Source organism: Alkalihalobacillus phoenicis, from assembly GCF_047302405.1.
GTDB lineage: Bacteria > Bacillota > Bacilli > Bacillales > Bacillaceae_D > Alkalihalobacillus.
In genome coordinates this window covers 1,929,707-1,953,764 of sequence record NZ_CP154853.1, presented here as the reverse complement: position 1 = coordinate 1,953,764, position 24,058 = coordinate 1,929,707, and the positions used below count along the sequence as shown (strand labels likewise).

22 protein-coding genes and 1 riboswitch are annotated in these 24,058 nt (G+C 37.2%); of the genes, 17 read left to right on the top strand and 5 right to left on the bottom strand.

Annotation, left to right across the window (positions count from 1 at the left end; genetic code table 11):
• Positions 1 to 34: 34 nt before the first annotated feature.
• A complete protein-coding gene (locus AA0017_RS09230; protein WP_413381173.1) occupies positions 35 to 649 on the top strand; it encodes a hypothetical protein in 615 nt (204 codons plus the stop codon).
• Positions 650 to 713: 64 nt separating this feature from the next.
• On the opposite strand, the gene AA0017_RS09225 is transcribed toward AA0017_RS09230, so the two are convergent.
• From AA0017_RS09225 to AA0017_RS09215, 3 genes are all read right to left on the bottom strand, one after another.
• Complete coding sequence (locus tag AA0017_RS09225; protein WP_413382517.1) at positions 714 to 1,163, bottom strand: hypothetical protein; 450 nt, start codon at positions 1,161 to 1,163, stop codon at positions 714 to 716.
• A 155-nt stretch (positions 1,164 to 1,318) separates the two neighbouring features.
• The gene (locus AA0017_RS09220) at positions 1,319 to 2,071 is read right to left on the bottom strand and encodes an alpha/beta hydrolase (RefSeq protein ID WP_413381171.1); all 753 of its coding nucleotides are present in this window, start codon (positions 2,069 to 2,071) and stop codon (positions 1,319 to 1,321) included.
• On the bottom strand, positions 2,064 to 2,978 hold the full coding sequence (locus AA0017_RS09215; RefSeq protein WP_413381169.1) for a 5'-3' exonuclease: 915 nt from the start codon (positions 2,976 to 2,978) through the stop codon (positions 2,064 to 2,066). The genes AA0017_RS09220 and AA0017_RS09215 overlap by 8 nt, the downstream gene beginning before the upstream one ends.
• 319 nt (positions 2,979 to 3,297) lie before the next feature.
• On the opposite strand from AA0017_RS09215, the gene AA0017_RS09210 reads away from it, so the two are divergent.
• Complete coding sequence (locus AA0017_RS09210) at positions 3,298 to 5,046, top strand: methyl-accepting chemotaxis protein (protein WP_413381167.1); 1,749 nt, start codon at positions 3,298 to 3,300, stop codon at positions 5,044 to 5,046.
• A gap of 365 nt (positions 5,047 to 5,411) precedes the next feature.
• Here the strand turns inward: AA0017_RS09210 and bshB2 are convergent, their stop codons facing one another.
• Together bshB2 and AA0017_RS09200 are read right to left on the bottom strand one after the other, a co-directional pair.
• Positions 5,412 to 6,083 carry a bacillithiol biosynthesis deacetylase BshB2 gene (gene bshB2 / locus AA0017_RS09205; protein WP_413381165.1) on the bottom strand — a complete coding sequence of 224 codons (672 nt, stop codon included), beginning with the start codon at positions 6,081 to 6,083 and terminating at the stop codon, positions 5,412 to 5,414.
• Positions 6,084 to 6,099: 16 nt separating this feature from the next.
• Positions 6,100 to 6,453 (bottom strand): YojF family protein, encoded by a 354-nt coding sequence (locus AA0017_RS09200; protein ID WP_413381163.1) that lies wholly within the window; start codon positions 6,451 to 6,453, stop codon positions 6,100 to 6,102.
• Positions 6,454 to 6,625: 172 nt separating this feature from the next.
• Between AA0017_RS09200 and AA0017_RS09195 the strand changes: the two genes are divergently transcribed.
• The 15 genes from AA0017_RS09195 (at position 6,626) to zwf (ending at position 23,848) form a co-directional block, all read left to right on the top strand.
• Entirely contained in the window at positions 6,626 to 7,441 is an 816-nt protein-coding gene (locus AA0017_RS09195) for a S1C family serine protease (RefSeq protein WP_413381161.1), read from the top strand.
• A gap of 30 nt (positions 7,442 to 7,471) precedes the next feature.
• Positions 7,472 to 8,623 (top strand): acyl-CoA dehydrogenase family protein, encoded by a 1,152-nt coding sequence (locus AA0017_RS09190; RefSeq protein WP_413381159.1) that lies wholly within the window; start codon positions 7,472 to 7,474, stop codon positions 8,621 to 8,623.
• A gap of 70 nt (positions 8,624 to 8,693) precedes the next feature.
• Complete coding sequence (locus AA0017_RS09185; RefSeq protein WP_413381157.1) at positions 8,694 to 9,371, top strand: response regulator transcription factor; 678 nt, start codon at positions 8,694 to 8,696, stop codon at positions 9,369 to 9,371.
• Complete coding sequence (locus AA0017_RS09180) at positions 9,361 to 10,791, top strand: ATP-binding protein (RefSeq protein WP_413381155.1); 1,431 nt, start codon at positions 9,361 to 9,363, stop codon at positions 10,789 to 10,791. The genes AA0017_RS09185 and AA0017_RS09180 overlap by 11 nt, the downstream gene beginning before the upstream one ends.
• 20 nt (positions 10,792 to 10,811) lie before the next feature.
• Complete coding sequence (locus AA0017_RS09175; RefSeq protein WP_413381153.1) at positions 10,812 to 11,639, top strand: uroporphyrinogen-III synthase; 828 nt, start codon at positions 10,812 to 10,814, stop codon at positions 11,637 to 11,639.
• Positions 11,640 to 12,278: 639 nt separating this feature from the next.
• Positions 12,279 to 13,316: an XdhC family protein gene (locus tag AA0017_RS09170; RefSeq protein ID WP_413381151.1), complete on the top strand. Its 1,038-nt coding sequence runs from the start codon at positions 12,279 to 12,281 to the stop codon at positions 13,314 to 13,316.
• Positions 13,313 to 13,954 carry a nucleotidyltransferase family protein gene (locus AA0017_RS09165; protein ID WP_413381149.1) on the top strand — a complete coding sequence of 214 codons (642 nt, stop codon included), beginning with the start codon at positions 13,313 to 13,315 and terminating at the stop codon, positions 13,952 to 13,954. The genes AA0017_RS09170 and AA0017_RS09165 overlap by 4 nt, the downstream gene beginning before the upstream one ends.
• Positions 13,954 to 14,877 carry an FAD binding domain-containing protein gene (locus AA0017_RS09160; protein ID WP_413381147.1) on the top strand — a complete coding sequence of 308 codons (924 nt, stop codon included), beginning with the start codon at positions 13,954 to 13,956 and terminating at the stop codon, positions 14,875 to 14,877. The genes AA0017_RS09165 and AA0017_RS09160 overlap by 1 nt, the downstream gene beginning before the upstream one ends.
• Positions 14,861 to 17,143 carry a xanthine dehydrogenase subunit D gene (pucD, locus tag AA0017_RS09155; protein ID WP_413382514.1) on the top strand — a complete coding sequence of 761 codons (2,283 nt, stop codon included), beginning with the start codon at positions 14,861 to 14,863 and terminating at the stop codon, positions 17,141 to 17,143. Before AA0017_RS09160 ends, pucD begins: the two co-directional genes overlap by 17 nt.
• Positions 17,125 to 17,622 (top strand): (2Fe-2S)-binding protein, encoded by a 498-nt coding sequence (locus AA0017_RS09150; protein ID WP_413381145.1) that lies wholly within the window; start codon positions 17,125 to 17,127, stop codon positions 17,620 to 17,622. Before pucD ends, AA0017_RS09150 begins: the two co-directional genes overlap by 19 nt.
• Positions 17,611 to 17,710, top strand: a riboswitch (purine riboswitch). (Overlaps the previous gene by 12 nt.)
• 52 nt (positions 17,711 to 17,762) lie before the next feature.
• The gene (locus tag AA0017_RS09145; RefSeq protein ID WP_413381143.1) at positions 17,763 to 19,112 is read left to right on the top strand and encodes a 5'-deoxyadenosine deaminase; all 1,350 of its coding nucleotides are present in this window, start codon (positions 17,763 to 17,765) and stop codon (positions 19,110 to 19,112) included.
• Positions 19,113 to 20,152: 1,040 nt separating this feature from the next.
• Positions 20,153 to 20,572 (top strand): disulfide oxidoreductase, encoded by a 420-nt coding sequence (locus AA0017_RS09140; protein WP_413381141.1) that lies wholly within the window; start codon positions 20,153 to 20,155, stop codon positions 20,570 to 20,572.
• A gap of 5 nt (positions 20,573 to 20,577) precedes the next feature.
• A complete protein-coding gene (locus AA0017_RS09135) occupies positions 20,578 to 21,057 on the top strand; it encodes a thioredoxin family protein (RefSeq protein ID WP_413381139.1) in 480 nt (159 codons plus the stop codon).
• Positions 21,058 to 21,483: 426 nt separating this feature from the next.
• Entirely contained in the window at positions 21,484 to 21,897 is a 414-nt protein-coding gene (locus tag AA0017_RS09130; protein WP_413381137.1) for a gamma-glutamylcyclotransferase, read from the top strand.
• Between the two features lie 457 nt (positions 21,898 to 22,354).
• Positions 22,355 to 23,848, top strand: a complete 1,494-nt coding sequence (gene zwf, locus AA0017_RS09125) for a glucose-6-phosphate dehydrogenase (RefSeq protein ID WP_413381135.1) — start codon at positions 22,355 to 22,357, stop codon at positions 23,846 to 23,848.
• Positions 23,849 to 24,058: the final 210 nt, after the last annotated feature.

Below are 24,058 nucleotides of genomic sequence, written 5' to 3'. Positions count from 1 at the left end.
TAGAAAAGAACATGTTGAATGAGGAGGGGATGATATGTGGTACAAACGGTTAATGGTGGCTACATTTCTTCTTTCACTTGTCGCTTGTAATGTAGAAGTGGAGAATGATAGCGAGCAGGAGGACATCGAGGAGTCTCCATCAAGTGAAGTTAATGAGCCTGAAGAGTCGAATAATGGAGGAGAGTCTTCAGAAGAAGAAGTTGAATTACCAGTTGGAGAAAACGATGGAATTGAATCACAATCAGGAAGTTATTTTAATAGTGAATTAGGGTATCAAATTTATGTTCTCGATGATTATGCCTTTACATTAGAAGAGTCAAGAACGGATCAAATATATCATGATGCTCAAAGTGAGTATTTCCTTCGTATTGTGGATAATGGAAAGAATGCTGATCTAGAAGCAATGGAAGGAAATTTATTGGAACATAGCCAAGGAGAAATAGCTGAATATGATATCGAATTAAAAGATCTTGAATATGCATATGTTGAGCATTATCAATCAGAAGAAGGAGATTCTCAAATTTATCATCTTGCGAAAAAATATCAAGAAACGGTTGTTAGCTATACAATTTTTTTACCGCAAGGCGATGATATGGAGGCGATTAAAGTAGAGTTTATTAGGATGATTGAGACGGTTCAATTTGATTAAAAAAGGATGATAAGGTTAGAAAACCAGCTCGTTAGGTAAGATGACCTATCCGAGCTGGTTTATTTTATGCATGAGGATAACAAGCAATCGCACCTGATTGTTCAGCACGATTGAGTTCAATCGTAAATTCATGTTTTTTATAAAAATGGATAAGTCTATCAAGATGGTTCCAGTCTCGCTTAGCGATATCACCTTTAATCACTTGCACATTATGCAAACAGGCGTGGTCTTTTAAATAATTCATACAGATACTGCCAAAGCCTTTATTTGCTTCGCCTTTTATATCACCGATGTGAATCGTATAATCATTTTCATATTGAGCTTGAATCGAAAAATCCCAAGTACCTCGGTAAGCTTTATCATTTGAATTAAGCATAATTTTACAAGAGTTGCCATCATCAAGCAATGATACAATCACCCATTCTTCGTTATCGAGTTGTTCAAAACCTAATATATGCCACTTTTTAGCTATTTCCTTTAAGTTATCTTGTAACCGTAACATTTGGAATTCCATGTCTTCTACCTTTTGTTTTAATAACTCAGGTTTATCTGTTGACAATGGCTTTGTTAATAGCACCTAATCACCTCACTATAATCCGTTCATACAAGTTAAATATTATAAAGCGTAAATAGGAAAATAGCAAGCGTTATGACAACGTATTAAAAAAATTAACGAGTAAGATGGTCGTTTATCCATTCGTGGAGCAGCATCACGGTATGGCGTCTTTGCACTTCAGTTGAGATTAATGATTCTCCATCACCTGACTGTTGACCATAAGAGCCAAAATAAGCGTGATTGCCACCTTCAATAATAAAGTGATGATGTTCTTTTGAAAAAAAGTCCGATGCTTGCTCTAGGTTTTTTTTATTAATAACTTTATCTTCACTTGCTGTTAGTAATATTGAAGGTAAGGAAGTGGAACGTAGGCTTCCTTTTTTATCAGGGTACGAAGCAAGAAAGAAAACGCCATCCAATTTTTCTTCAAATTCTAGGGCAAACCTCGAGGCAAATACAGCACCAAGGGAGTGACCACCTATAAAAATCGGCTCATCTTGATACTTATCTACTATCGGATTGGCCTTATCTTGTCCAAGGAAGGCAAGGTTCAAAGGCATTTTAATAATAAAAACACGATGTTGATTTAAAGCTAGCTCTTCTGCAAGCAAGCTATAACTTTCAGGTTTGACTAATCCCCCTGGGTAAAGAATGATCGTCGACTGGATCTCATCGCTTGTTGGTTCAAACTTATACCAATCATTCTTTTGTTCAATTCGATAATCATCGGATTTTTGCTGGAAGACCATTAGGGCCTCTTGTGTTGCTGGATAAGGTCGTAAATAAATAATCGCCCCAATAATAATTGTTAAAAGAAGAAGTGTAACCGCAATGAGGCTAATTTTTTTATTGAAAATTTTAAACATGGGCAGAATGAGCTGGATTATAAGTGATTTTTAATTCATAGGTGTTTAAAACATTCTCAACAGTAGCGGGCTCATGAGGTAGTTTTGCATCATCAAACATATAAGATTGTAATTCTTCAATTTCACAAATAATAGTGGCTAGTTTTTTGCTGAGTACAACGGATTCAAAACCTGCTTCTAGTTTTTTGAAGTATCGTTTATAGCTAGGGTCAACTTCATTTCTAGCTAAAACCTCATATAAGTTCTCGACCGTTCGATACGTTTGAATTAATGGCAAAGCTGATTTTTCGCCAACACCAGCACAACCCGGAATATTATCGCTTTTATCCCCTAATAAAGCTTTGACGTCAATCCATTGTGCCGGGGTGATTTGATAGTCTTTTTCAAAATCGGCTAAACTGTAATGGACTTCACCCGCTTTTGTTGCAATGATTTGAGTGGTGGATTCGTTAATGAGTTGCAATAAATCACGATCGTTACTATAAATGGCACAAGGTGCCTCAAATTGTTTTTTCCACATCTGTGCTAAACACCCAATGATATCATCTGCTTCATAAGGAGAGATGGTTAATTGAGCAACTCCTATTTCGTCAAGAATAGAAGTACAAGTTTCATATTGTTGAATAAGAGCATTCGGCAATTCTCCACGAGTTGCTTTATAATCAGGGGCATATTGACGGCGAATCGACTCTTCTCGTTTCACATCCCATGCAACAATCACATGCGAAATAGGTTCTAAGCGGACGAGTTGAAAAAGCTTTTGAAAAAAGACTCGTAATCCATTTGTATATTGGCCATTTGAGTTTTTACTTAACTGATCCTCTTCACGACCGTATGAAGTCGCAAAATAGCCACGGCTTAATAAGTTAAAGCCATCTACGACTAATAATTTATTATGTTCTTTCATTTTAGGTAACCCCTCTAAATTCATTTATAATTTTCATTTAGTGTTTATTATATCATGAAAAACGAACGATTTTGCTCGTATAAGCAGATTAATGAAAGAAAAAAACTACCAATAATAAAGTCTTATAGAAGGGGCTTCAGAACTAGTAATTTAGTTACAAAATAGGTCTAAAGAATTAGTCAATATTTATTTATATTAAAAATAAACAAAAACGATACAAAAAAACGAAAAAAATAATAGTATAAATGACACGGTTCATATAAAATATAGGAGAAAAGCTAGTTAATTTTGTAATGGTATGACAGAGAGGAGGAAAATGATGAAAAAAAGGATAGGAAAAAAGGGTTTTAAATTTTCTTTTGAACGGCTCTTTTTTTGGCGGAATTTTAAATTAGGTGCCAAATATGGTTTTGCGTTTATGATTACGATTATGCTCTTTTGCGTAACTTGTATTTTAGTTGTCGTAAGCCTTAACCAAATTAAAGAAGAAATGACTCAATTTGAAAGAAGTGCAGATAGGTCTGCAATGATTTCAGAGATGAGTGATGTGTATCAAGATTTGATTATGCTCACATTGAGTTATATTAATCGAAGCGATGAATTAACGATTCAGACTTTTGAGGAAAATTCAGAGCATTTATCACATTTAGTTGCTCAAATTGAGCCATATTTGGATGAGCGAGAAATGATAAATAAATTAAATTATGCTCAAGGAAATCAGGAACAAATTACCTCGATTTTTCAAAATGATGTTCTTGATGAACGGATGTTGAATAACCAAGCTTTCCAAAGCTATACATACACACGAATTGAACGGTTAAGAGACCAAACTGTTGGTGCGTTATCAGAATTAAAAGAAATTGTAGATGATAAAAGAGTTGCGGATGCGGCCAATGCAAGAGCACAAATTGATTTTACGATTACACTTACGGTTGCTGCTTTTATTTTATCTTTAATTGTTGGAGTAACTTTAATTCTTTCTATTAATCGAATGGTTAAACGTTCTTTAAAAGAAACATTACACTTTAGTCAAAAAATTGCGGACGGTGATTTAACAGAACAACCTTTACAAATTCGAGGCAAAGATGAGTTTGCTGTGATAGGTGCTTCATTGAATCAGATGCAAATAAGTTTAGTGGAAGTAGTTAATCAGTTAAGAGAAGTTTCTAATGATGTTAATAACCAAGGTCAAAGTTTAGATCAATCGGCGGTAAGTTTAAATGAAGAAAGTATGCAAATAACGGACACTCTTAACCAGTTATTAGCCGTTTCTGAAGAACAAACTTCGACGACTTTTGATATTTCACAATCAGCAACAACTTTTAATAATCAAATTAATACGATTGATTCATCAGGGCAAAACATTCGTACTTCATCAGAAGGTATTATCGAGCTCACTAATAACGGGAATACTAAGATGCAAAATTCGATTAAAAAGATGAATCATATCCATCAAACGATCGAGGAAGCGACCGATAATATTAAACTTCTTGCGAAACGCTCTTCTGAAATTAATCAGATTGTTGATGTCATTCGTGGTGTAGCGGACCAAACGAATTTATTAGCTTTAAATGCCTCAATTGAAGCAGCAAGAGCTGGAGATGTTGGGAAAGGCTTTGCGGTAGTTGCGAATGAAATCCGCAAGCTTTCAAATGAAGTGAGTAATTCGATTGAAAAAATCGTCACTATTACTTCAAGCGTTCAAAATGAGACTGACCGCGTAAGTAATGTGTTGTTGGCAGTAAATCATGAAACCCAGGATGGAATGGAGATGGTGGAACGTACGGGTCAAGACATTCAAAATATTGAGCGTTCGATCCATTCAATGGGTGAAGAAATTAAAGTCATTACCGAACAAATTTCGGCGATGGCAACCGAAAGCTATGGCATTCAAGAGGCGGTCAATCAATTAGCTGCAGCAACTGAGCAGACCACAGCTAGTATTGAAGTTGCTTCACGTTCAGTAAGTCAACAAAACGATTCAACAGAAGTGGTCGTCGAAAATACGACATTGCTAAAAGAATCGATCGAGCAATTAAAACAACAAATGGCGAAATTCCGCTTATAAAAAATGAAGACTTTCTCAAAAGGTCAATCGGCCTTTTGAGAGGTCTTTTTATGTTGAGAATGAGTGAAAAGGTGAAATTAGGGTGCGAATAAGGCTGGATAAGTAATGCAAAAAGTGAATGAACAAAATTAGGATGCGAAAAACCAGAAATAGGTAATGAAAAAAGCAGAATACCAAAATTCGGGTGAAAATAGCAGGCCGATTGCTAACTACACCTGAAGCTAGCTTGGTTATGAATACCGAACTGAATGCCACATAAAATAGCAAACATAGGCCAACAGTTAGCTATAAATCAAAATAATCGACCCTATACAAAAAAAGGCTCCTAAAAGTTCATAAATAACTTTTGAGGAAGCCTTATTTATTTAATCGTTAAAAGGATAAACCCAAAACCGTTCATAATGTAACCACTCTAACGCGGCCGCTTCCTTGGCGACAATTTTCGGCTCAAGTTCTGCTAACATCCAAGCGGTTTGTGAAATATGTGCTCGCATTGTATTTAGCTTTTGTTCGGCAAATGAAGAGACATCCACTAAGAGGTTAGGTGGGCCGATCTCTTCTTCATGTCCGTTTGAAAAAGCTAGACAATGTACTTTTGGTCGTGAGGATTTATCTAGACGTTTTACTGCTTCGATAACCGCTCGGCCAGTTGCATCATGGTCGGGGTGGACCGCATATTCTGGATAGAAAGTGATCACTAATGATGGGTTTAACTCGGTAATTAAGTCGGTAACAACCCGAACCATTTTTTCATCCTCTTCAAATTCGAGCGTTTTATCACGGAAACCAAGCATTCGTAAGTCGTCAATCTTCATCGCAGCAGCAGCTTGTTCGAGTTCTTTTTTTCGAATATGGGGTAATGATTCTCTTGTAGCAAACGGTGGATTCCCTAAATTTCTCCCCATTTCACCGAGGGTAAGACAAGCATAGGTTACGGGAATTTGTTTGGCACGATAAGCAGAAATGGTACCAGAAACGCCGAAAGCCTCATCATCAGGATGGGGAAAAATTACGAGTACATGCCTTTCATTTTCCATTTTAGTTATTCTCCTTTCACTCAAAAGGGGTTTCGCTAATTTGTAAGGCAACAGCTAGTTTTCCATCAAAGCCATGGCCAGCCATTAATAAGCGCCCTTTTTCATCTTTTTCAAAGTGAGTTAAGCCTTCTGCATAGACCCAACCAATTCCTGCTAATTTTAAGCCAACGCGATATGGACCATCACCGGCTATTTTTCCATGTTCATATGTAATCTGAGCATTACGAATATAAGCACTGGCCGAGAAAAAATTTTGATCATTGTGTGTGGCATAAGCCCCGTTTGTTGTTTCTAAATGAAGGTATTGTGGTCTTTTAGCAAATGAATTAAGTAAGTTTTGAACTTCTGTTTTATGGACGATCGGTTCCATCATTTAACCCCCTTAAAAAATCATCGATCATTATTAATTATTGTATCGCTCTCGATCCTTTAGAGCAATCATTTCAACTTTCAGAACTTTTCAAGCGATTCACTATTCGTCTGCTTTTTAGAAATGGTAATATAAGAATAAGTATATAATACCGAATAAAAGGAGCGTTTATGTGACAAAAAACGATGAGTCCAATATAAATAAAAAGAACGTAGAACAGGTTGAGTATGAAGAACCACCGTTAGAGGCTTTTTTGGAAGAAGAGGAAGACCCAAAAGATAAAGAAAGACGAAGGAAAAAAAAGCGGTTGATATATACTAGTGTTGCCGTATTGCTCAGTTTTGGTCTACTCTTTCAAGTTTTTGCGGTTTGGTTTGATTTATTTAATATCGATAGTCTGAGATTAAGACAAGCTTCTGAACTATTATCAGAGGATGAAATTGTGAGTCAAAGTCAGGATGCGGTAGTGCTTATTCAAAATGGCACAAGCAGAGGAACAGGTTTTGTTATTTCAGCGGATGGTTATGTATTAACAAATGACCATGTTGTTGATAATGCAGGTGGAATTGCGGTTCATTTACCAGACGGACAATCATTTATGGCAGAAAGGGTAATGAGTGACGGAGACTTAGATGTTGCTTTACTTAAAATAGAAGGTAAAGAATTGGAATATTTAACGTTAAGTACGGAGAAAAGTGAACAGGATGATGTCATTTATGTCATTGGGAATCCATTGTTGCAAGCCCAAATTGCTAATAAAGGTACGATGATGGAGGAGCGAGATGGCTATGATGTATTAAGAATTTCGAATCCTATTTATCCTGGTCACAGTGGGAGTCCGGTTATTAACGAAGGTGGAGAAGTCGTTGGCGTCGTTTATGCGAGAACTATTCCAACTTTTGACAATGATAGTGAATCAGTCGGGTTAGCCGTGCCAATGGAAGCAATCTTTAATCAAATGGAGCGATTAGAACAAGTATCAAAATAAGAAAGTTGATTTTTAAAAGGGAGTGGACATATGAATACAGAACCAATCATCCCCACAAAGGAAGAACGTCATGAACTTTTAACGAAGGCGATAAATGATTTCCCTCTTTTTTCCGAAAAAAATGATGAACAAGCTCGATTTCCTTTTGAAAATATTGAAAAGCTTAAAGAAATTGGTTATCCGAAGTATAATGTTGCCAAGGAAGATGGGGGTTATGGCGTTTCCTTAAGCGAGTGGCTTCAGTATCAAATGTTAATAGCAGAAAAGGATGGGGCTACATCACTTGCGATTGGGTGGCATATGGGGCTCATGCAACAATTACGCGATTATCGGAAATGGGATTCAAGTACTTACCAAACGTTAATCAAAGAAGTGGTGGAAAAGGGAGCTTTAATTAATGCGGCGGCAACAGAAGCAGCAACAGGTAGTCCAACTAGAGGTGGAAAACCAACAACAACCGCGCGAAAAGAAGCTGGTCAATGGATTATTAATGGCCGAAAAACATTTACTACGATGGCTCCTGTGTTGGATTATTTTCTTGTTTCGGCAACGATTGAAGACGAAGATAAAGTCGGGAATTTTCTTATTCCCAAAGATACTGTTGGGTTAGAAATTGAGGAAACGTGGAATATGCTAGCCATGAGAGCGACAGCCAGTCATGATTTACATTTAACGGATGTAAAACTGGATTTACATAGGATGGTTGAATATATTGAACGAAAAAAAGTAGCCGGGTGGCTTTTACATATCCCAGCGTGTTATTTAGGAATTGCCAAAGCCGCTCATCGATATGCGATTCAGTTTGCTAAGAGTTATTCCCCGAATAGTATTCAGCAAACGATAAGTGAATTGCCGAATGTCCAAGCAAAAATTGGGGAAGCTGAATTACTGATTCGTCAGTCAGAAGCATTTCTGTTCTCGGTATCGAGTAAATGGGATCAAACGGTCAAAGAAAATCGCGATCATTTACAAGCCGATTTAGGAGCCGTAAAACATGGTGTCGTCAATCAAGCGATTCAAGTGGTTGATTTAGCAATGCGTGTAGTTGGAGCCCAAAGTTTAAAAATGGATTCCCCCTTGCAACGCTATTATCGTGACGTCCGAGCCGGTTTGCATAACCCGCCAATGGATGATATGACGATTCAATTATTAGCACAGGAAGCGATTCAATCAACAAGTTGACATTCGATTGACTTATACAAGAGTTATAGTGAGCAAATGAAATGAGAATGAACCAAGGAAGGGAACCTGGATGGAACGGATTTTAATTATAGAAGACGAAAAAGCGATAAGCCAAGTATTAAAAGCTTATACAAAAAAAGCGGGCTATCAAGTCGAACAAGCTTTTGATGGGAAGGAAGCGTTAGACGCCTTTTTATCGTTTAGACCGGATTTAGTTCTTCTTGATGTTATGCTGCCTTATAAAAATGGCTGGGAATTATTAAAGGAAATTAGGAAACGCTCCATGTGTCCAGTTATTATGCTGACGGCATTAGATGATGTTTCAGATAAGTTGTTAGGCTTACATGAAGGGGCTGATGATTACATTACGAAACCATTTATTGGGGATGAAGTGATTGCGAGAATTCAAGCTGTGTTAAGAAGGGCGCCATCGTTTCGAGAAAATGAGGAAATTCATTTTGGTCATTTGGCGATTGATTATAAAGCCCATCGTATTTATCTGTTTGATGAGGAAGTTGATTTAACACCACGAGATCGTTCTTTATTTTTATTTTTAACAAAACATCCAAATCAGACGTTCACACGTGAGCAATTATTAAATCATGTTTGGGGTTTAGATTATGATGGCAGTGATCGGGCCGTTGACTTGGCAATTAAACGAATCCGTAAAGAATTAAAAAGCTGGCCAATTGAACAAGGGGAAATCCGAACATTAAGAGGTTTAGGGTATCAATTCCGTGTTGAATAATCAAATAAAAAAACGTAAATCATTGCTTCATTTATGGACGAGAAATTACGTAATAACCCTTGTAATTGGTTTGATTGTTATCTCGGTGATATCAGTTATGTGGATTCGTCATACTACTTTAGAACATCGTTTAAATATGACCGTGCTTCTTGGGGAGGAAATTGCATCCCGTTTTGTTGAGGTGAATGGTGGAGAGCCCGAGCAACATGGGGATGTTCCTGGTTATGTAACTGAGCGTAATGAATTGTTAGATTTGGAAAGTGATCCGACGATTTATATAACTTCACCTGATGGAACGATTGTTTCAGTAAGTGATCAGCAAGAGCGATTATTTAGGTTTTATATCCCATCTCAGCTAATCCATTCAGAAAACACGGTTCAGCAATTGAATTTTAGTGAAGCAAATGTAGGTAGTTATTATATGGTGAAAACCCCGATTCTTTTTTATGAACAGCTCGTCGGTTGGGTTGTCTTAATCGAATCAAAAGAAGTTTTAACGAAAGTCAATCAAGAATATCAATTGCTTTTGATTATTGTCATTAGTTTAGGGTTATTAGGATGGGCAGCTATTTATTTTCTTTCAAAAAAGTTTGTTAAACCGATCGAACAAGTCGCTTTTGCAGCTAAACAAGTTGAGCAAGGCCAATATGATGTTCGATTGCCGGTTGAACCAGTTGAACAGGAACTGCATGAATTAGTGGATTCCTTTAAAAACATGACGGACCGACTTGAACAATTAGAGTCGTTAAGAAAAGAATTATTAGCAGGCGTCACTCATGAATTAAAAACCCCGGTTACTTCAATAAGCGGCTTGCTACAAGCAGTGAAAGATGAAGTTGTGACAGGTGAAGAAGCAAAGGAATTTCTTGAGATTTCACTAAAGGAAACGAATCGTCTCCAACATATGATTGGTGATTTAGTCGAGTTTAATTCCCTTCATGCGAAACAATTTCCGATCCGAACAGTTAAAATGGAGATTAATCAACTCATTAATGAACTAGTAAAACAATGGAAAATCACACAAGATGAACCTGTTGATTGTATAGTGAAGCCTCTAGATGAAGATTTATTTATAAAAATAGATTCAGCAAGGTTACAGCAAATTATCGTAAATCTATTAAATAATGCTAAACATTCATTTGATAAGACGGAGGCTCGAATTGAGATCTTGTTAAGGCAAAAAGGAAATTCACTCGAAATTGAAGTCAAAGATAATGGAGCAGGAATACGAGAAGACGAACAAAAAAACATCTTTGAACGTTTTTTCCGAGGTGAGGAAAAGAAATATAAAGTACGTGGACTTGGATTAGGTTTGCCCTTTAGTAAATTAATCGCTCAAGCTATGGATGGCGATTTAATTTTGAAAGAATCATCGAAAAAAGGGACAAGTTTTTTATTAACATTACCGATTCATAAATAAAATAGGTGGAGGAGTATTTTATGAGTAAACCATTAGCGGGGAAAAAGGTTACACTAACAGCTTCACGAAAAACAGAAGAAATGAAGGCGTTGGTTAAAAAGCAAGGAGGGGAAGCCTCGGTACGCTCTATGCAAGGTACGGTCTTTTTTGCGGTTGATCAATTAGAGAAAGATTTGTCTGTTTTTATTCAACAAGAAGTTGATTGGCTTATTTTGACGACCGGAATTGGGACAAATGCTCTTGTGGAGGTCGCAGAAAAACTTGGACAAAAGGACTTGTTTTTACAAAAAATGAAGAAGGTAAAAATAGCGGCAAGAGGTTACAAAACGATTGCAGCCCTTCATAAATTAGGTATAAAAGCAGAGGTTGTTGATGATGATGGTACAACCTCAGGGCTTATTTCAGCTTTAAAGGACACTTCATTTTCAAATCAAAATGTGACGGTTCAATTACATGGTTTAAGTTCGCCGCCTTTAATTGAATTTCTTGAAAGCAAAGGGGCAAACGTTACTCAAGTCCTACCTTATCAACATATCGCACCAGAAGAGGAAACCGTTGAGCTTTTACTAAATGAGATTTTAACTTCACAAGTGGATGCTGTCTGTTTTACGACTTTTTTACAAGTGAGAAGTTTATTTGATTATGCAAAAAGGTTTGATAAACAAACCCTTTTATTAGGAGCCTTTGAAAAACATGTTGTTGCTGTAGCGGTCGGCAAAGTAACAAAAGAAGAACTGACAGTCTCAGGAGTTGAGCGCATTGTTGTTCCCACTTTAGAACGTATGGGGGCGATGATTATTGAGCTGGCTCGATATATAAAAGAACAGAATAATCCCTCGATACATTAAACACTCCTCTAATTTCACCTTCTCATTCCGTTCATTTTAGGGGGCTGGCTCAAAAGGTTATGAAAATGACCTTTAAGAGTTCAGCCCTTTTTTAAAATTTATATAGTGAGAGGTAAGACACCCCGTCCGCTAAGTTTCATTTTCTATCAAAATGGCACAAAAAATCGTACTTTTCTTAAGAATAAAATTACTTCACCTCGAACCAACTCTATCTTCCTAAAACGTAGATCGATATGACTACACAAGAGACTTTAAGATTTATGAGTGTGAATCATGCCCCGTCTCCTGTAGCCCAGTGGAGCATGATTTTCGGGAGTGGTGAACATCGCTCCATGTCCGCCCAACTAATCCTATGTAAAAATATCATTGACTCTTTCAATTTAGTACTCGGTTCTGTCCCGACTACTTTTTTTCTATATTAAGGGCTTTTTTTGACAGTTCCCTCATTTTTTCTCTTTTATCGATATTGTTAAATAAACAAATATTAGTTGTTTTTTTTGAGCATGGTAACTAAAAGACTTTGTGACGATTTCTCACAAGGTTATGGAATATCCAGAGCATTTTCGATATTCTTTTCAAAACTAAACGAATATTCATTTTATTTAAATCAGCTGCTTTTATAGACAGGAGGAGGTAAGATTGGCTGAACTGATGAACTCCCTCTTAGCGAAAATTGTTCAGGCGGATGCCGAAGATTATGTAGCAACCATTGTCCATGTGGAAGGCTCCAGTTATCGAAAAGAAGGAGCGATGATGCTTTTTCAATCAAATGGAATTAGACATGGTATGTTGAGTGTTGGCTGTTTAGAAGAAGATATTTCTTCACGGATTGAAAACGACCAATTGGAAGATGCCCAAGTACTCTCCTTTGATATGAGAGCAGAGGATGATTTAGGGTGGGGGATAAGTTCGGGATGTAATGGAATTATTTATGTCTTAATTGAACGCTGTTGTGAGCAGGTACGAAAAGGATATGAGCAAATCTTACATGAGCTTAAGTTAGGGAAGGAAATCACTCTTTTTAAAAGAATAACAGATGGTAAAACACCCTTTAAACAAATTTTACAATCAGATGGTCGATTAATCTTGAACAATTGGAGAGGTGAGATTCCATCCCTTGTGACAGCGTACAACAGCGCGTCCCCCTTAAAAAATGGACGCTTTATAAATGTTGAATTAAATGAAACGATATATGTCCAAACGTTTAGACCATTAAAAAGATTAGTTATTTTTGGTGCAGGAGATGACGTAATCCCACTTGTGCAATTGGCAGGAAAATTGGATTTTTATATTTTATTAGTAGATTGGCGGGAAGCACTGCTTACAGATACTCGATTTAGCGAAGCGAATGAAAAAATTCTCATAAAAAAAGATGAGTTATTTGCTAACTTAGAAGTAAAGAATGAAGATTTTGTGATCATTATGACCCATCAATTTCAGCAAGATCAATTGATTTTAAAAGGACTATTAAAGAAACAACTTGGCTATATTGGATTATTAGGGTCAAAAAATCGGACAGTTCGTTTATTAGAGGGAGCACCTATTCCTGATTTTGTTTATAGTCCAATTGGGGAAATGATAAAAGCAGAAGGTCCAAATGAAATCGCGATAAGTATCGTGGCACAGCTGATTAAGTTTAAAAATACGGAACCAAAAAAGGTGACATTTTATCAATGAAGACACATCGAATTGTTGGCCTCTATTTAGCGGCTGGACTATCAACGAGAATGGGAACGTCTAAGTTTCTTTTACGTGTTAATGATGAGGTCCTAGGGGTTATCGCTTTAAAAAAAGCGTTACAAAGTTCACTCGAACATATTTTTGTCGTGATTTCCAAGACCGAACAAAAAGAGGAAGTAGAGTCATCATTAACAAAAAAAGAAAGGAAAAAAATGAGCTTTGTTTTTAATAAAAATCCTAATTTAGGCCAGTCACAGTCGTTAAAGTGTGGTCTAAAGATGGCGATTGAGGATGATGTTGACGGAGTTATGATATTACTTGCTGATCAGCCTTTGATGACGAACCAAATGATCGATTTGTTAATAAACAAATATGAATCAGTCATTCAAAAGGGCCAGTCAGTTGATTACATTGTTTCAGAATGTCAGAATATCATTCAACCACCGATTTTATGTTTAAGATCAACATTTGAACAGCTATTTTTATTATCAGGAGATCAAGGTGCAAAAAAGTTGATTCAACAAACGAATGCTCATAAAGTGGTTAAACTCAAATATGATCAGAAAGAATTATTTTTCGATATAGACACAAAAGAACAATTTGAATGGTTCATAAATAGGAGTGGTAAAAAATAATGGGAGAAGCAAACTTCATTCAAAAACCATCCAAAATGTGGTTTCCAAAAACAGTAGAAGAAGCTTGGGCAATTAAAAAAAAGTATAATAAAGAGGCTTCTTATATCGCAGGGGGAACTTTTTTACAACTTCAGCAGGAAAAAGGGACGGTTCTCCCTCCTCATTTAATTAGTTTGAAAAAAATTCCTGAATTACAATCGATTGATCTTTGTCAGGCTCAAGAAAAATCAGTTGTGATTGGATCGAATGTTACTTTAAATAACCTATTAAAGTCACCACTACTTTTACCTTATCAATCTAGTATGATGAAAACAATCCTTCAGATAGCGGCCCCAGCTATTCGTAATTTAGCAACGATCGGTGGTAATTTAGCTCATGGATTTGGTGATTTATTTCCGAGCTTATTGACGATGGATGCACAGATAACTTGGTTTAATGGAATCGACAAACAAACAAAACCATTGGCAGATTTTATTCACTACAAACAGGTTGATCCGGCAGCTTTTGAAAATATTCTCATTATGCGAGTTTTATTACCTGAATATTCGGGTTACTCGGATGAGAATTACTATTTTGAGAAGTTAGGACGACGCGAAAGTTTTATTCCAGCAATCGTTAGTGTTGCTGCAATGCTTGAATTAGATTCGAACCATGTCGTTCATTCAGCCCGGCTTGCATTATCCGGAAGTAATCATCTCCCTAAAAGGCTTTTTCAAACCGAACAAGTTTTATTAGGGAAAGAAGTGACAACAGAGCTATTACAAAAAGTGTATCAATCGATTTTACAAGAGTACCAACCAATTGATGAGCTGTTGGTAAATAGCAACTATAAAACGAAGGTTGCAGCGAATATGTTCTGTTCGGAAATTGTGAGCCGGATCACTAAGGGGAAAGAAGGTGAAAGAGATGCGTCTTCGTTCTGAAATTTCTCAATCAAGAAAGCGTCTAAGACCTGATGGACGAGAGAAAGTGACGGGAAAGTTGACTTATCTAACCGATTTATATTCCACACAAATGTTATATGGGAAAGTTCTGCGAAGCACTTATCCCCATGCTAAAATTGTTTCGATTGATGTAAGAAAAGCCGAAGCATTAGACGGGGTTAAAGCGATCTTAACAGCAAAGGATGTTCCAGGATTAAACGGGTTTGGGATTGTCACACCGGATCAGCCTGTATTTTGTGATCAAGTTGTTCGTTATGTAGGAGATGCGATTGCAGCAGTTGCCGCGACGTCACTTGAAATAGCCGAAAAGGCACTAGACTTAATTCAAGTCGAATATGAAGCTTTACCTGTGATTAACTCACCTGAAGAAGCTTTAAAAGAAGAAGCCCCTTCGCTTCATAAGAATGGAAATGTGCTTCATGAAACAGGTTTTTCTTATGGACAGTTAGATAAAGGCTTTCAAGAATGCCGTTATATCGTTGAGGAAATGTATCAACTCCCTAGACAAATGCATGCTTATATGGAAACGGAGGGAGGAATTGTCGTACCAGAGGAAGATGGTTCGATTACGGTTTATATTGGGACACAACATGGATATAAAGATCGGTTTCAATTATCGAGAATATTAAATATGGAAGAAGCGAAAATTCGAATTGTTTCAAGTCCAATGGGTGGGTCGTTTGGTGGCAAGGACGAGTTAAATGTTCAACCATATGCAGCCCTGCTTGCTTTAAAAACAAACTTGCCTGTAAAAATGCATAATAAACGAACAGAGTCTGTAAAAGCGGGCTTAAAAAGGCACCCAATGAAAATAAAAATGAAAACAGGAGCTGATGATAACGGGCGGATTATCGCCCATCAAGTCGAAATTATCGCGGATACCGGTGCTTATTCTTCATTAGGTCCTGCCGTTTTAGACTTTGCTGTTGAACATGCAACCGGTCCTTATGTGATTAATAACGTACAAGTGAAGGGGAAATCAGTTTTTACAAATAACGGTGTATCGGGTGAATTTCGTGGTTTTGGTGGAAACCAAGTCACTTTTGCTTTGGAAGGACAAATCGATCGCTTAGCCGAAAAGTTAAACTTATGTCCTCTTGAGCTACGAAGACTTAATATTCGCCAAGCCGAAGATCGTGGCTCCTTAGGGCAAAGGATTGCCAAAACTACCGGGGCAGAGGATGTGTTAGCTGTGCTCATAAACGATGCCAATGTGAGTAAACAGAAGAAGCATCATGAGCCAAAAAAACCATGGTTAAAGTACGGAGTAGGGTATGCCATCACTATGCATGGTGGTGGTTTAGGATATGGACGTCTTGATCCGGCAGGAGGGCGAATCGCATTAAATGAGCAAGGAAAAATTGAAATTTCCTTTGGGTTTGAGGAATTTGGTCAAGGTGTATTAGCGGTGATTGAGACAATTGTAACAGAAGAGATTGGTTGTCATGTCGATGATTTAACGATCACAATTGGAGATACGTCAAAGGTCCCTTCATCGGGTTCATCAACTGCATCTAGAGCGACAAGTATGGTCTGGCATGCCGTGCAACGACTAAAACGACCATTTATTCAGTCGCTTTTAGAAACGGCGGCCAAGCAATTGAAGGTTCAAAAAGAAGTGCTTACCATTGGTGCGGGCGGGATATATCAATTAGATAGACCGAACCAAATTCAATTGTCCTTTTTACAATTAACAAAAATAAATCAAGAGATGTCGGTATCAACTAAATTTGATTTTCCAACGACACCAGATCCGATTGATTCGGGCCATTTCCTCTTTACTTTTGCAGGCGTAAAAGCAGAAGTAGAGGTTGATACGAGGACAGGAAAAGTAAAAGTTTTACAGCTTCACCAAACGATATCAGCTGGTCCTGTCGTTAATGAACTAGGGTATTTAGGCCAAATTGAAGGGGGAGGGGTGATGGCTCTCGGTTATTCATTAATGGAGGAGGCTGTAATTGAAGAAGGCCATTATTTAACGGATAATTTTGATACGTATTTAATTCCAACGATTTGTGATATTCCGGACGAATTAACCGTTGAAGCTATTGAAAAATTAGACAAAGACGATCATTTTGGTCCAAGAGGTGTCGGAGAAATCGGAACAGTCGCAGTCGCACCCGCTATTATAAAAGCAGTTGAGCAAGCAACAGGCGTTTGGTTAAATCAATTGCCCATATCTCGTGAAGTGTTAATTTCATCAATGGTTGTGGAGGAGGAATTGAATTGGATAAAAACGATGTAATCGCTCCGTATCTAGCCTTAGATGTAGAAATCGATCATGTGCCCTATCATTTAGAAGTAGAAGCAACTAAGCGTTTAATTGATATTTTAAGAGAAGATTTACAACTGGCGAGTACAAAAGTATCCTGTGAAATTGGACGATGTGGGGCTTGTTCCGTTTTAGTCAATGGACGTTTAGTCAATGCTTGTTTAACACTTGCCTATCATTTAGATGGCGCAAAGGTGGAAACGATCGTGAGTCTATCAAAAGGGAAGCTTGATCCGATCCAACAAGCTTTTATGGAAGAGGGTGGGTTTCAATGTGGATATTGCACACCGGGAATGGTGATGGCGACAAAAGCTTTATTAGATGAAAAACCGAACCCAACTAGGGAGGAAATTAAACAAGGTTTGTCAGGGAACTTGTGTCGTTGTACGGGTTATGCAGGTATTATTCGTGCAGTTGAAAAGGCTGCTCAAATGACAAGTAAACAATCGTAACGATCTTAACGTATAACCTCAATAATATGGGTTGAGGGTCTCTACAAGGAACCGATAATTCCTAGCTACGTTAAAGGCAATAGATGTCTTTAATTGTGGCTATTTGTCGTGTCTAAAACAATAGAGAATGGAGCATGAGGATGAAGCGTATTCTGATTCAAAATGTTGAAATCATTACGATGAATCAAAAGAATGAAATTTTAAGAGGGGATGTTTTAATAGAAGGGAACCGTATAAAAAAAATCGGGCAAAATATCGAAGTAGAACAAGTCAATGAATTAATTGATGGTACGAATAAAACGGTTATCCCTGGGTTTGTTCAAACCCACATCCATCTTTGCCAAACTGTTTTCCGGGGAAAAGGCGATGATTTAGAATTGATGGATTGGTTACGTAAACGTATATGGCCACTCGAGGCGGCTCATGACAAGGAATCGCTTTATTATTCTGCTTTATTAGGAATAGGTGAGTTAATTCAAAGTGGGACGACGACCATTGCTGATATGGAAACTGTTCATCATAGTGAGTATGCTTTTCAAGCGATTGCCCAAAGTGGAATACGTGCTTTATCTGGGAAAGTGATGATGGATAAAGGGGATGACGTCCCAAAAGCTTTGCAGGAAAAAACGGAACAATCACTTCAAGAAAGTGTCGACTTATTAGAAAAATGGCATATGTATGATGAAGGTCGGATTCAATATTCCTTTGCCCCCCGTTTTGTCATTTCTTGTACGGAACATTTGTTAAAAGAAGTAAGCCAACTATCGAAACAATATGGCGTGAGAGTTCACACACATGCTTCTGAAAATCAAGAGGAGATTCGGATTGTTGAAGAAGAAACGGGAATGAGAAATATTGTGTATCTCGACCATTTAGGTTTAGCTAATGAACGATTATTACTGGCCCATTGTATTTGGTTAAATGAGGAAGAAAAACGAATTATTAAAAATAAAGGAATTCATGTAAGTCATTGCCCTGGTTCTAATTTAAAGTTAGCTTCTGGGTATGCTGATGTTCCCGAAATGTTGGAGCGTGAGATATCCGTTTCACTAGGAGCAGATGGTGCCCCTTGTAATAATAATCTTGATATGTTTAACGAAATGAGGCTCGCTGCTTTAATCCATAAACCTACCCATGGTCCAACGAGTATGAACGCTCATGAAGTATTTAAAATGGCCACAATAGGAGGAGCAAAGGCGTTAGGGATGGACTCACAAATTGGAAGTATTGAAGTTGGTAAAAAAGCAGATCTTGTGATCCTTGATTTAAATCAATTCCACACGTTTCCTCGTTATGATGTTGATCCAGTTTCAAGGATTGTTTATTCGTCTACACGTGCCGATGTTGAAACGACGATAATTAATGGGGAAATCGTTATGAAAAATCGAGTGATGAAAACAATCGATAAAGACAATGTATTAACAGAAGCCGATCGATCAATTCGACGTTTAATCGAGCGAATTCCACATTTAGCCCAAAAAGTAACTTGAATAAAATCGTTTTAAAAGGCTGCTCCATCTGGTCATAACCATGATCTTATGGGACAGTTTTTTGTGTTTTTTTGAGGAGGAGAAGTGAAATGAAGCAGAAGTTTGAATAGGTTGTGGCTTTGGCAGCCGCTCCAGAAATAACGCTCCGCGTCCTGCGGGGGAGCGCTGAGCCTCCTCGGTCTGACCTGCGGGGTCTCAGCCCTGCTCCTAAATCCCGCGGGAGTCTCCGCGTTATTTCTTCCGCTCGGAAATAGCAGCTAACTCAAATTTTTATTCTCGTTGATGTCGGGACGTATTTTGTTTCTGTATTTGTGATTTAGAAGTGAAATGAAGCAGAAGTTTTGGATAGGTTGTGGCTTTGGCAGCCGCTCCAGAAATAACGCTCCGCGTCCTGCGGGGGAGCGCTGAGCCTCCTCGGTCTGACCTGCGGGGTCTCAGCCCTGCTCCTAAATCCCGCGGGAGTCTACGCGTTATTTCTGGAGCTGGAGAATAGCATCACTAACTCAAAATTAGTAAGCCCGTATTCAAACCACGCCTATCATCCATCAGCCCCTCCTGCTACGATAGGTCTATCAAATAAAGGAGGGGCTTTCCTATGTCTAAAAACCCATTAAGCTGCATTCCGAAAACGATTCCTCTTTTGTTCAGCGCCCGCCGGAGGGTGCAAGCCCCCCATCCCGGGAGCGATCGGATTTCCTCTTACTCATTGAAAGAGTTTTTTTATTTCGGGATTACCAAAATTTTTTGCTAATAAATGGACCCTATCGTTTTAGGATGACCAAAACGAAACTAGCTGAATGTCGGGAGCTGGCGGAGTATGCTAACTAATGAAACCATATTTAACAAATAGATCTTTTTCACCGCTCTTACTTGTGGCGTAGAGCCGTCATTTAGAACTGCTGAAAAAACACTTACTAAAATATATTTACTTCTATTTAAAATGTTCACGAGATTGACAAGCACCGATTATCATTTTAACGTATAATGGGGGATGTGAAATTGATTATAAAATCTAGTCTATCGAAATGTGGGGTAGGTAAATGAATAAGAAAACTGAAAATATCATGCTTTTAGGCTGGGTTACTTCCTTAATTGCAATGTTAGGTTCGTTGTATTTTTCGCAAATTAAACAATTTGTGCCATGCACTTTATGTTGGTATCAACGGATCATGATGTATCCAATTGTCCTTATTTTGTTAATTGGTATTATTCGAAAAGATAAAAATTCAGCGATTTATTCGCTTGTATTTGCAGGTATTGGTTTATGTATGTCCGTTTACCATTATTCGCTCCAAAAAGTCAGTTTCCTGCAAGATGTAGCCCCATCGTGTGGTCAAGTGCCATGTACGGGTCAATACATTAATTGGTTTGGTTTTGTGACGATCCCATTTTTAGCAGGAACTGCTTTTATTATCATTATCATTTGTAATGTCATTGTGTTAAGAAGTCGAAAGGGGTAATAAAGATGAAAAAGATCCTTATTTTTGGTGGCGTGATTGTCCTTATTTTTGCAGCATTAGCTTTCGTCACCACGAGCCAAAACAAACAAAAAGCAGAAGGGAATCCTTATGGGAAAGCGACCTTAAGTCCTTCAACGATCGCTCAGCTTGATGATCCAAATTATCAAAATTTGATTCTTCCAGATGAATTAGAAGAAAAGCTTGAAAATGGAGAAGATGTTACCGTCTACTTTTACAGTCCTGATTGTGGGTATTGCAAAGAAGTAACGCCAAGGCTTGCTCCACTTGCAGAAGATTTGAATGTTGATATGGTACAGTTTAATTTACTTGAATTTAATGAAGGCTGGAACAAATATGGAATTGAAGCAACACCAACGTTAATTCAATATAAAGACGGCGAATTTTATCAAGGCATTCGAGGTGCCGCCTCAACGGAAGATTATGAGCAATTTTTTAAACAATATACATTAAATGAAGAAGAGTAACATAAAAACAAGCTAGCTAGAACATACAAATTGGCTTAGCACTATAGACAAAATGCTTCTGAGGAACAATACCTCAGAGGCATTTTTATAAAATAATATAAGTTTGAAACTTTTAACTGTTTTTCTAAAGGAAGAAATCATTCCAAAACATAAATGATGATGTGTCACTCAACATAAAGTTTCGTTGCTGATATCATACATGCTAATAACCGAAACGGGGTGAGTGGAGTGCGAGGAGGCTCCCGACTCACTCGCGCAGTTGGCTAACTAATGTAATCCTATTTTTAACGTGTAGACCGTTCTTCAGTTGTTTAAGACCTAGCAGGTATCAAAGCCACAGCTCGTCATCAAGGAGGTCTTGTTGACAAGTTAAAGCCAGTTAGAACAAAGATTTTAATTAAGAAATAAAAAATCAAGAGGTGAGCTATGGAAGAGAAGCATTTATTATTTGTCTATGGAACGTTACGAAAAGGCGGGACGAATGACTTTTATTTAAAAAATGCAAAATGTTTAGAAAATAATGTTTCGGTTCAAGGTGAATTATATGATTCAGGATTAGGTTATCCCATTTTATACTTAGAATCTAATAGAATAACTTATGGAGATTTATATGAGATTAATGAGCAACAATTATTCGAAATTGACCGCTTAGAGGACTATCAACAAGGCCGGTTAAATAATGAATATGAACGTGTGGAAACGCTTCTTTTAAATACTGAATATTATGTGAATATATCTGTTCTTGTTTATATTGCGGGGAAGTCATTTCAGAAACAAAAGCTCCCACTTATTTCGTCTGGTGATTGGCTTCTGTATATTAAGAGAGACATTATAAAGTAGAACACTTCATTTTCCTTTTCTTATGATGGTTATGAAGTCATTTCAAGCTTGTGTTTCTTGATCTGTTCGATTATAATCTGTATTTGATTGTTTCTATTTAAATAAAATCAGATTAAATAGATAAGTATCATTTTCGGATAATTTTTTTTATAATAGAAATGATAAAAAGAAATAAATCGAGGGTGTCGACAAAGCCTAGTCTGGAACTTTGTCGTTTTTTCTAAATAGGGAAGAGTTTATAAGTTGATGTACGACGAATGCAATCGTTTTTCTATTGTGTATAGTAGAAATCATAGCTTTTTTGTCCCTTTTTATATTTACTTCTTTTTTATTTACGATATACTAAATACAATGTTGCTTTAACGTAGTAGAGAAAAAAGAGAATATTTTTGGATAGGGAGATTAGATATACATATAATGGCAGGTAGACTGACCGGGATAGAGAGGAATTGAATAAATGATGAACAAAATTGTACAACCGAAAACAAGTATTATTTTATTTGGTGCAACGGGTGATTTAGCTAAAAGGAAATTATACCCTTCAATATACAGCTTATTTTTATCAGGGAAATTATCAGACAGTTTTGTTGTCATTGGTGCTGCGAGAAGACCATGGTCTGATGCTGAACTACGCGATAATGTCAAAAAGGCGATTGAAGAAACCCATTTATCAAATGAAAAAATTGATGAATTTTGTCAACACTTTTTCTATTTACCATTTGATGTAACTAATACGGAGTCTTACTTAAAATTAAAACATAAACTTGAAGAGTTAGAAACTGAATTTGAAATTCCTGGTAATCGAATTTATTATATGGCAATGGCCCCACAGTTTTTTGGAACGATTGCGATTCAATTAAAAAAAGAAGGGGTTACACAATCAGAAGGTTGGAATCGTTTAGTCATTGAAAAGCCATTCGGTCATGATCTTCCTTCTGCTCAGAAGTTAAATAATGAAATTCGTGAAGCTTTTTCTGAAGATCAAATTTATCGAATCGATCATTATTTGGGAAAAGAAATGGTTCAAAACATTGAAGTGATCCGGTTTGCTAATGCGATATTTGAACCTTTGTGGAATAATCGACATATTTCGAATATCCAAATTACCTCAAGTGAAGTACTAGGCGTAGAGGACCGTGGTGGTTATTATGAGACATCCGGAGCATTACGAGATATGGTGCAAAATCATTTGTTACAAATGGTTCTTTTGTTATCAATGGATCCGCCAATTCGTCTTGCAACTAATGAAGTAAGAAGTGAAAAAATTAAAGTGCTACGTGCGATTCGACCGATTTCGACCGATGAGGCGTCCGATTATTTTATTCGCGGACAGTATGCAGCTGGTGAAATTTCTGGTTCAGAAGTGCCTGGGTATCGCCAAGAGAAAAACGTTAAAGAAGATTCGACAACAGAAACATTTGTCGCTGGAAAGTTATTAATTGACAATCACCGTTGGGCTGGGGTGCCATTTTACGTCCGAACAGGAAAACGTATGGCAGTAAAGTCAACGAAAATCGTTGTACAATTTAAAGACTTACCATTAAACGTCTATACACAAAAAAGTGAAGATATGACGATTCACCCGAATTTACTCGTTATTCATATTCAACCAGATGAAGGAATCACTCTTATTTTAAATGGGAAAAAAATCGGGTTATTAGGGGAAACGATACCGGTTGATCTAGAATTTAAAAATAATAGTATCGATGGTGTAAATACACCAGAAGCGTATGAGCGTTTGATTTATGATTGTATGTTAGGTGATGCGACAAATTTTGCACATTGGGATGAAGTGAATTTATCTTGGGCTTTAATTGATCCAATTTCAAAAGCTTGGGCAGAGTCAAATGAAGAAATTGAACAATATGTATCGGGTACGATGGGACCAAAATCGTCTGAACAATTGTTAGCAAATGATGGATTCAAATGGTGGGCATTAAAGGATTTGTAATAAGGTGACAAAAAACCTATCCTTTTAATCTAAAAGGGATAGGTTTTTTGTCTTGTGTCATTGGTCGGGAAAAGAAAGGAGTTAATGGAATAGTGAAAGGTCTTTTGAACGTTTTTTTGTTTTTTGCTGGAAAATGTCTAAAAAGATGAAACAAATAACTGTTTCAAATCGTCATATAAATACTAGGCTCGGTTGAGTTGTTGTCGATTT

Excerpts from the sequence above, each read along its gene's own strand:
- AA0017_RS09140 (WP_413381141.1), top strand. The coding sequence starts at position 20,153 with ATGAATAAGAAAACTGAAAATATCATGCTTTTAGGCTGGGTTACTTCC.
- AA0017_RS09175 (WP_413381153.1), top strand. The coding sequence starts at position 10,812 with ATGAGTAAACCATTAGCGGGGAAAAAGGTTACACTAACAGCTTCACGA.
- AA0017_RS09135 (WP_413381139.1), top strand. The coding sequence starts at position 20,578 with ATGAAAAAGATCCTTATTTTTGGTGGCGTGATTGTCCTTATTTTTGCA.
- AA0017_RS09130 (WP_413381137.1), top strand. The coding sequence starts at position 21,484 with ATGGAAGAGAAGCATTTATTATTTGTCTATGGAACGTTACGAAAAGGC.
- AA0017_RS09190 (WP_413381159.1), top strand. The coding sequence starts at position 7,472 with ATGAATACAGAACCAATCATCCCCACAAAGGAAGAACGTCATGAACTT.
- zwf (WP_413381135.1), top strand. The coding sequence starts at position 22,355 with ATGATGAACAAAATTGTACAACCGAAAACAAGTATTATTTTATTTGGT.
- AA0017_RS09145 (WP_413381143.1), top strand. The coding sequence starts at position 17,763 with ATGAAGCGTATTCTGATTCAAAATGTTGAAATCATTACGATGAATCAA.
- pucD (WP_413382514.1), top strand. The coding sequence starts at position 14,861 with ATGCGTCTTCGTTCTGAAATTTCTCAATCAAGAAAGCGTCTAAGACCT.
- AA0017_RS09200 (WP_413381163.1), bottom strand. The coding sequence starts at position 6,453 with ATGGAACCGATCGTCCATAAAACAGAAGTTCAAAACTTACTTAATTCA.
- AA0017_RS09215 (WP_413381169.1), bottom strand. The coding sequence starts at position 2,978 with ATGAAAGAACATAATAAATTATTAGTCGTAGATGGCTTTAACTTATTA.
- bshB2 (WP_413381165.1), bottom strand. The coding sequence starts at position 6,083 with ATGGAAAATGAAAGGCATGTACTCGTAATTTTTCCCCATCCTGATGAT.
- AA0017_RS09160 (WP_413381147.1), top strand. The coding sequence starts at position 13,954 with ATGGGAGAAGCAAACTTCATTCAAAAACCATCCAAAATGTGGTTTCCA.
- AA0017_RS09220 (WP_413381171.1), bottom strand. The coding sequence starts at position 2,071 with ATGTTTAAAATTTTCAATAAAAAAATTAGCCTCATTGCGGTTACACTT.
- AA0017_RS09185 (WP_413381157.1), top strand. The coding sequence starts at position 8,694 with ATGGAACGGATTTTAATTATAGAAGACGAAAAAGCGATAAGCCAAGTA.
- AA0017_RS09225 (WP_413382517.1), bottom strand. The coding sequence starts at position 1,163 with ATGGAATTCCAAATGTTACGGTTACAAGATAACTTAAAGGAAATAGCT.
- AA0017_RS09165 (WP_413381149.1), top strand. The coding sequence starts at position 13,313 with ATGAAGACACATCGAATTGTTGGCCTCTATTTAGCGGCTGGACTATCA.
- AA0017_RS09210 (WP_413381167.1), top strand. The coding sequence starts at position 3,298 with ATGAAAAAAAGGATAGGAAAAAAGGGTTTTAAATTTTCTTTTGAACGG.
- AA0017_RS09230 (WP_413381173.1), top strand. The coding sequence starts at position 35 with ATGTGGTACAAACGGTTAATGGTGGCTACATTTCTTCTTTCACTTGTC.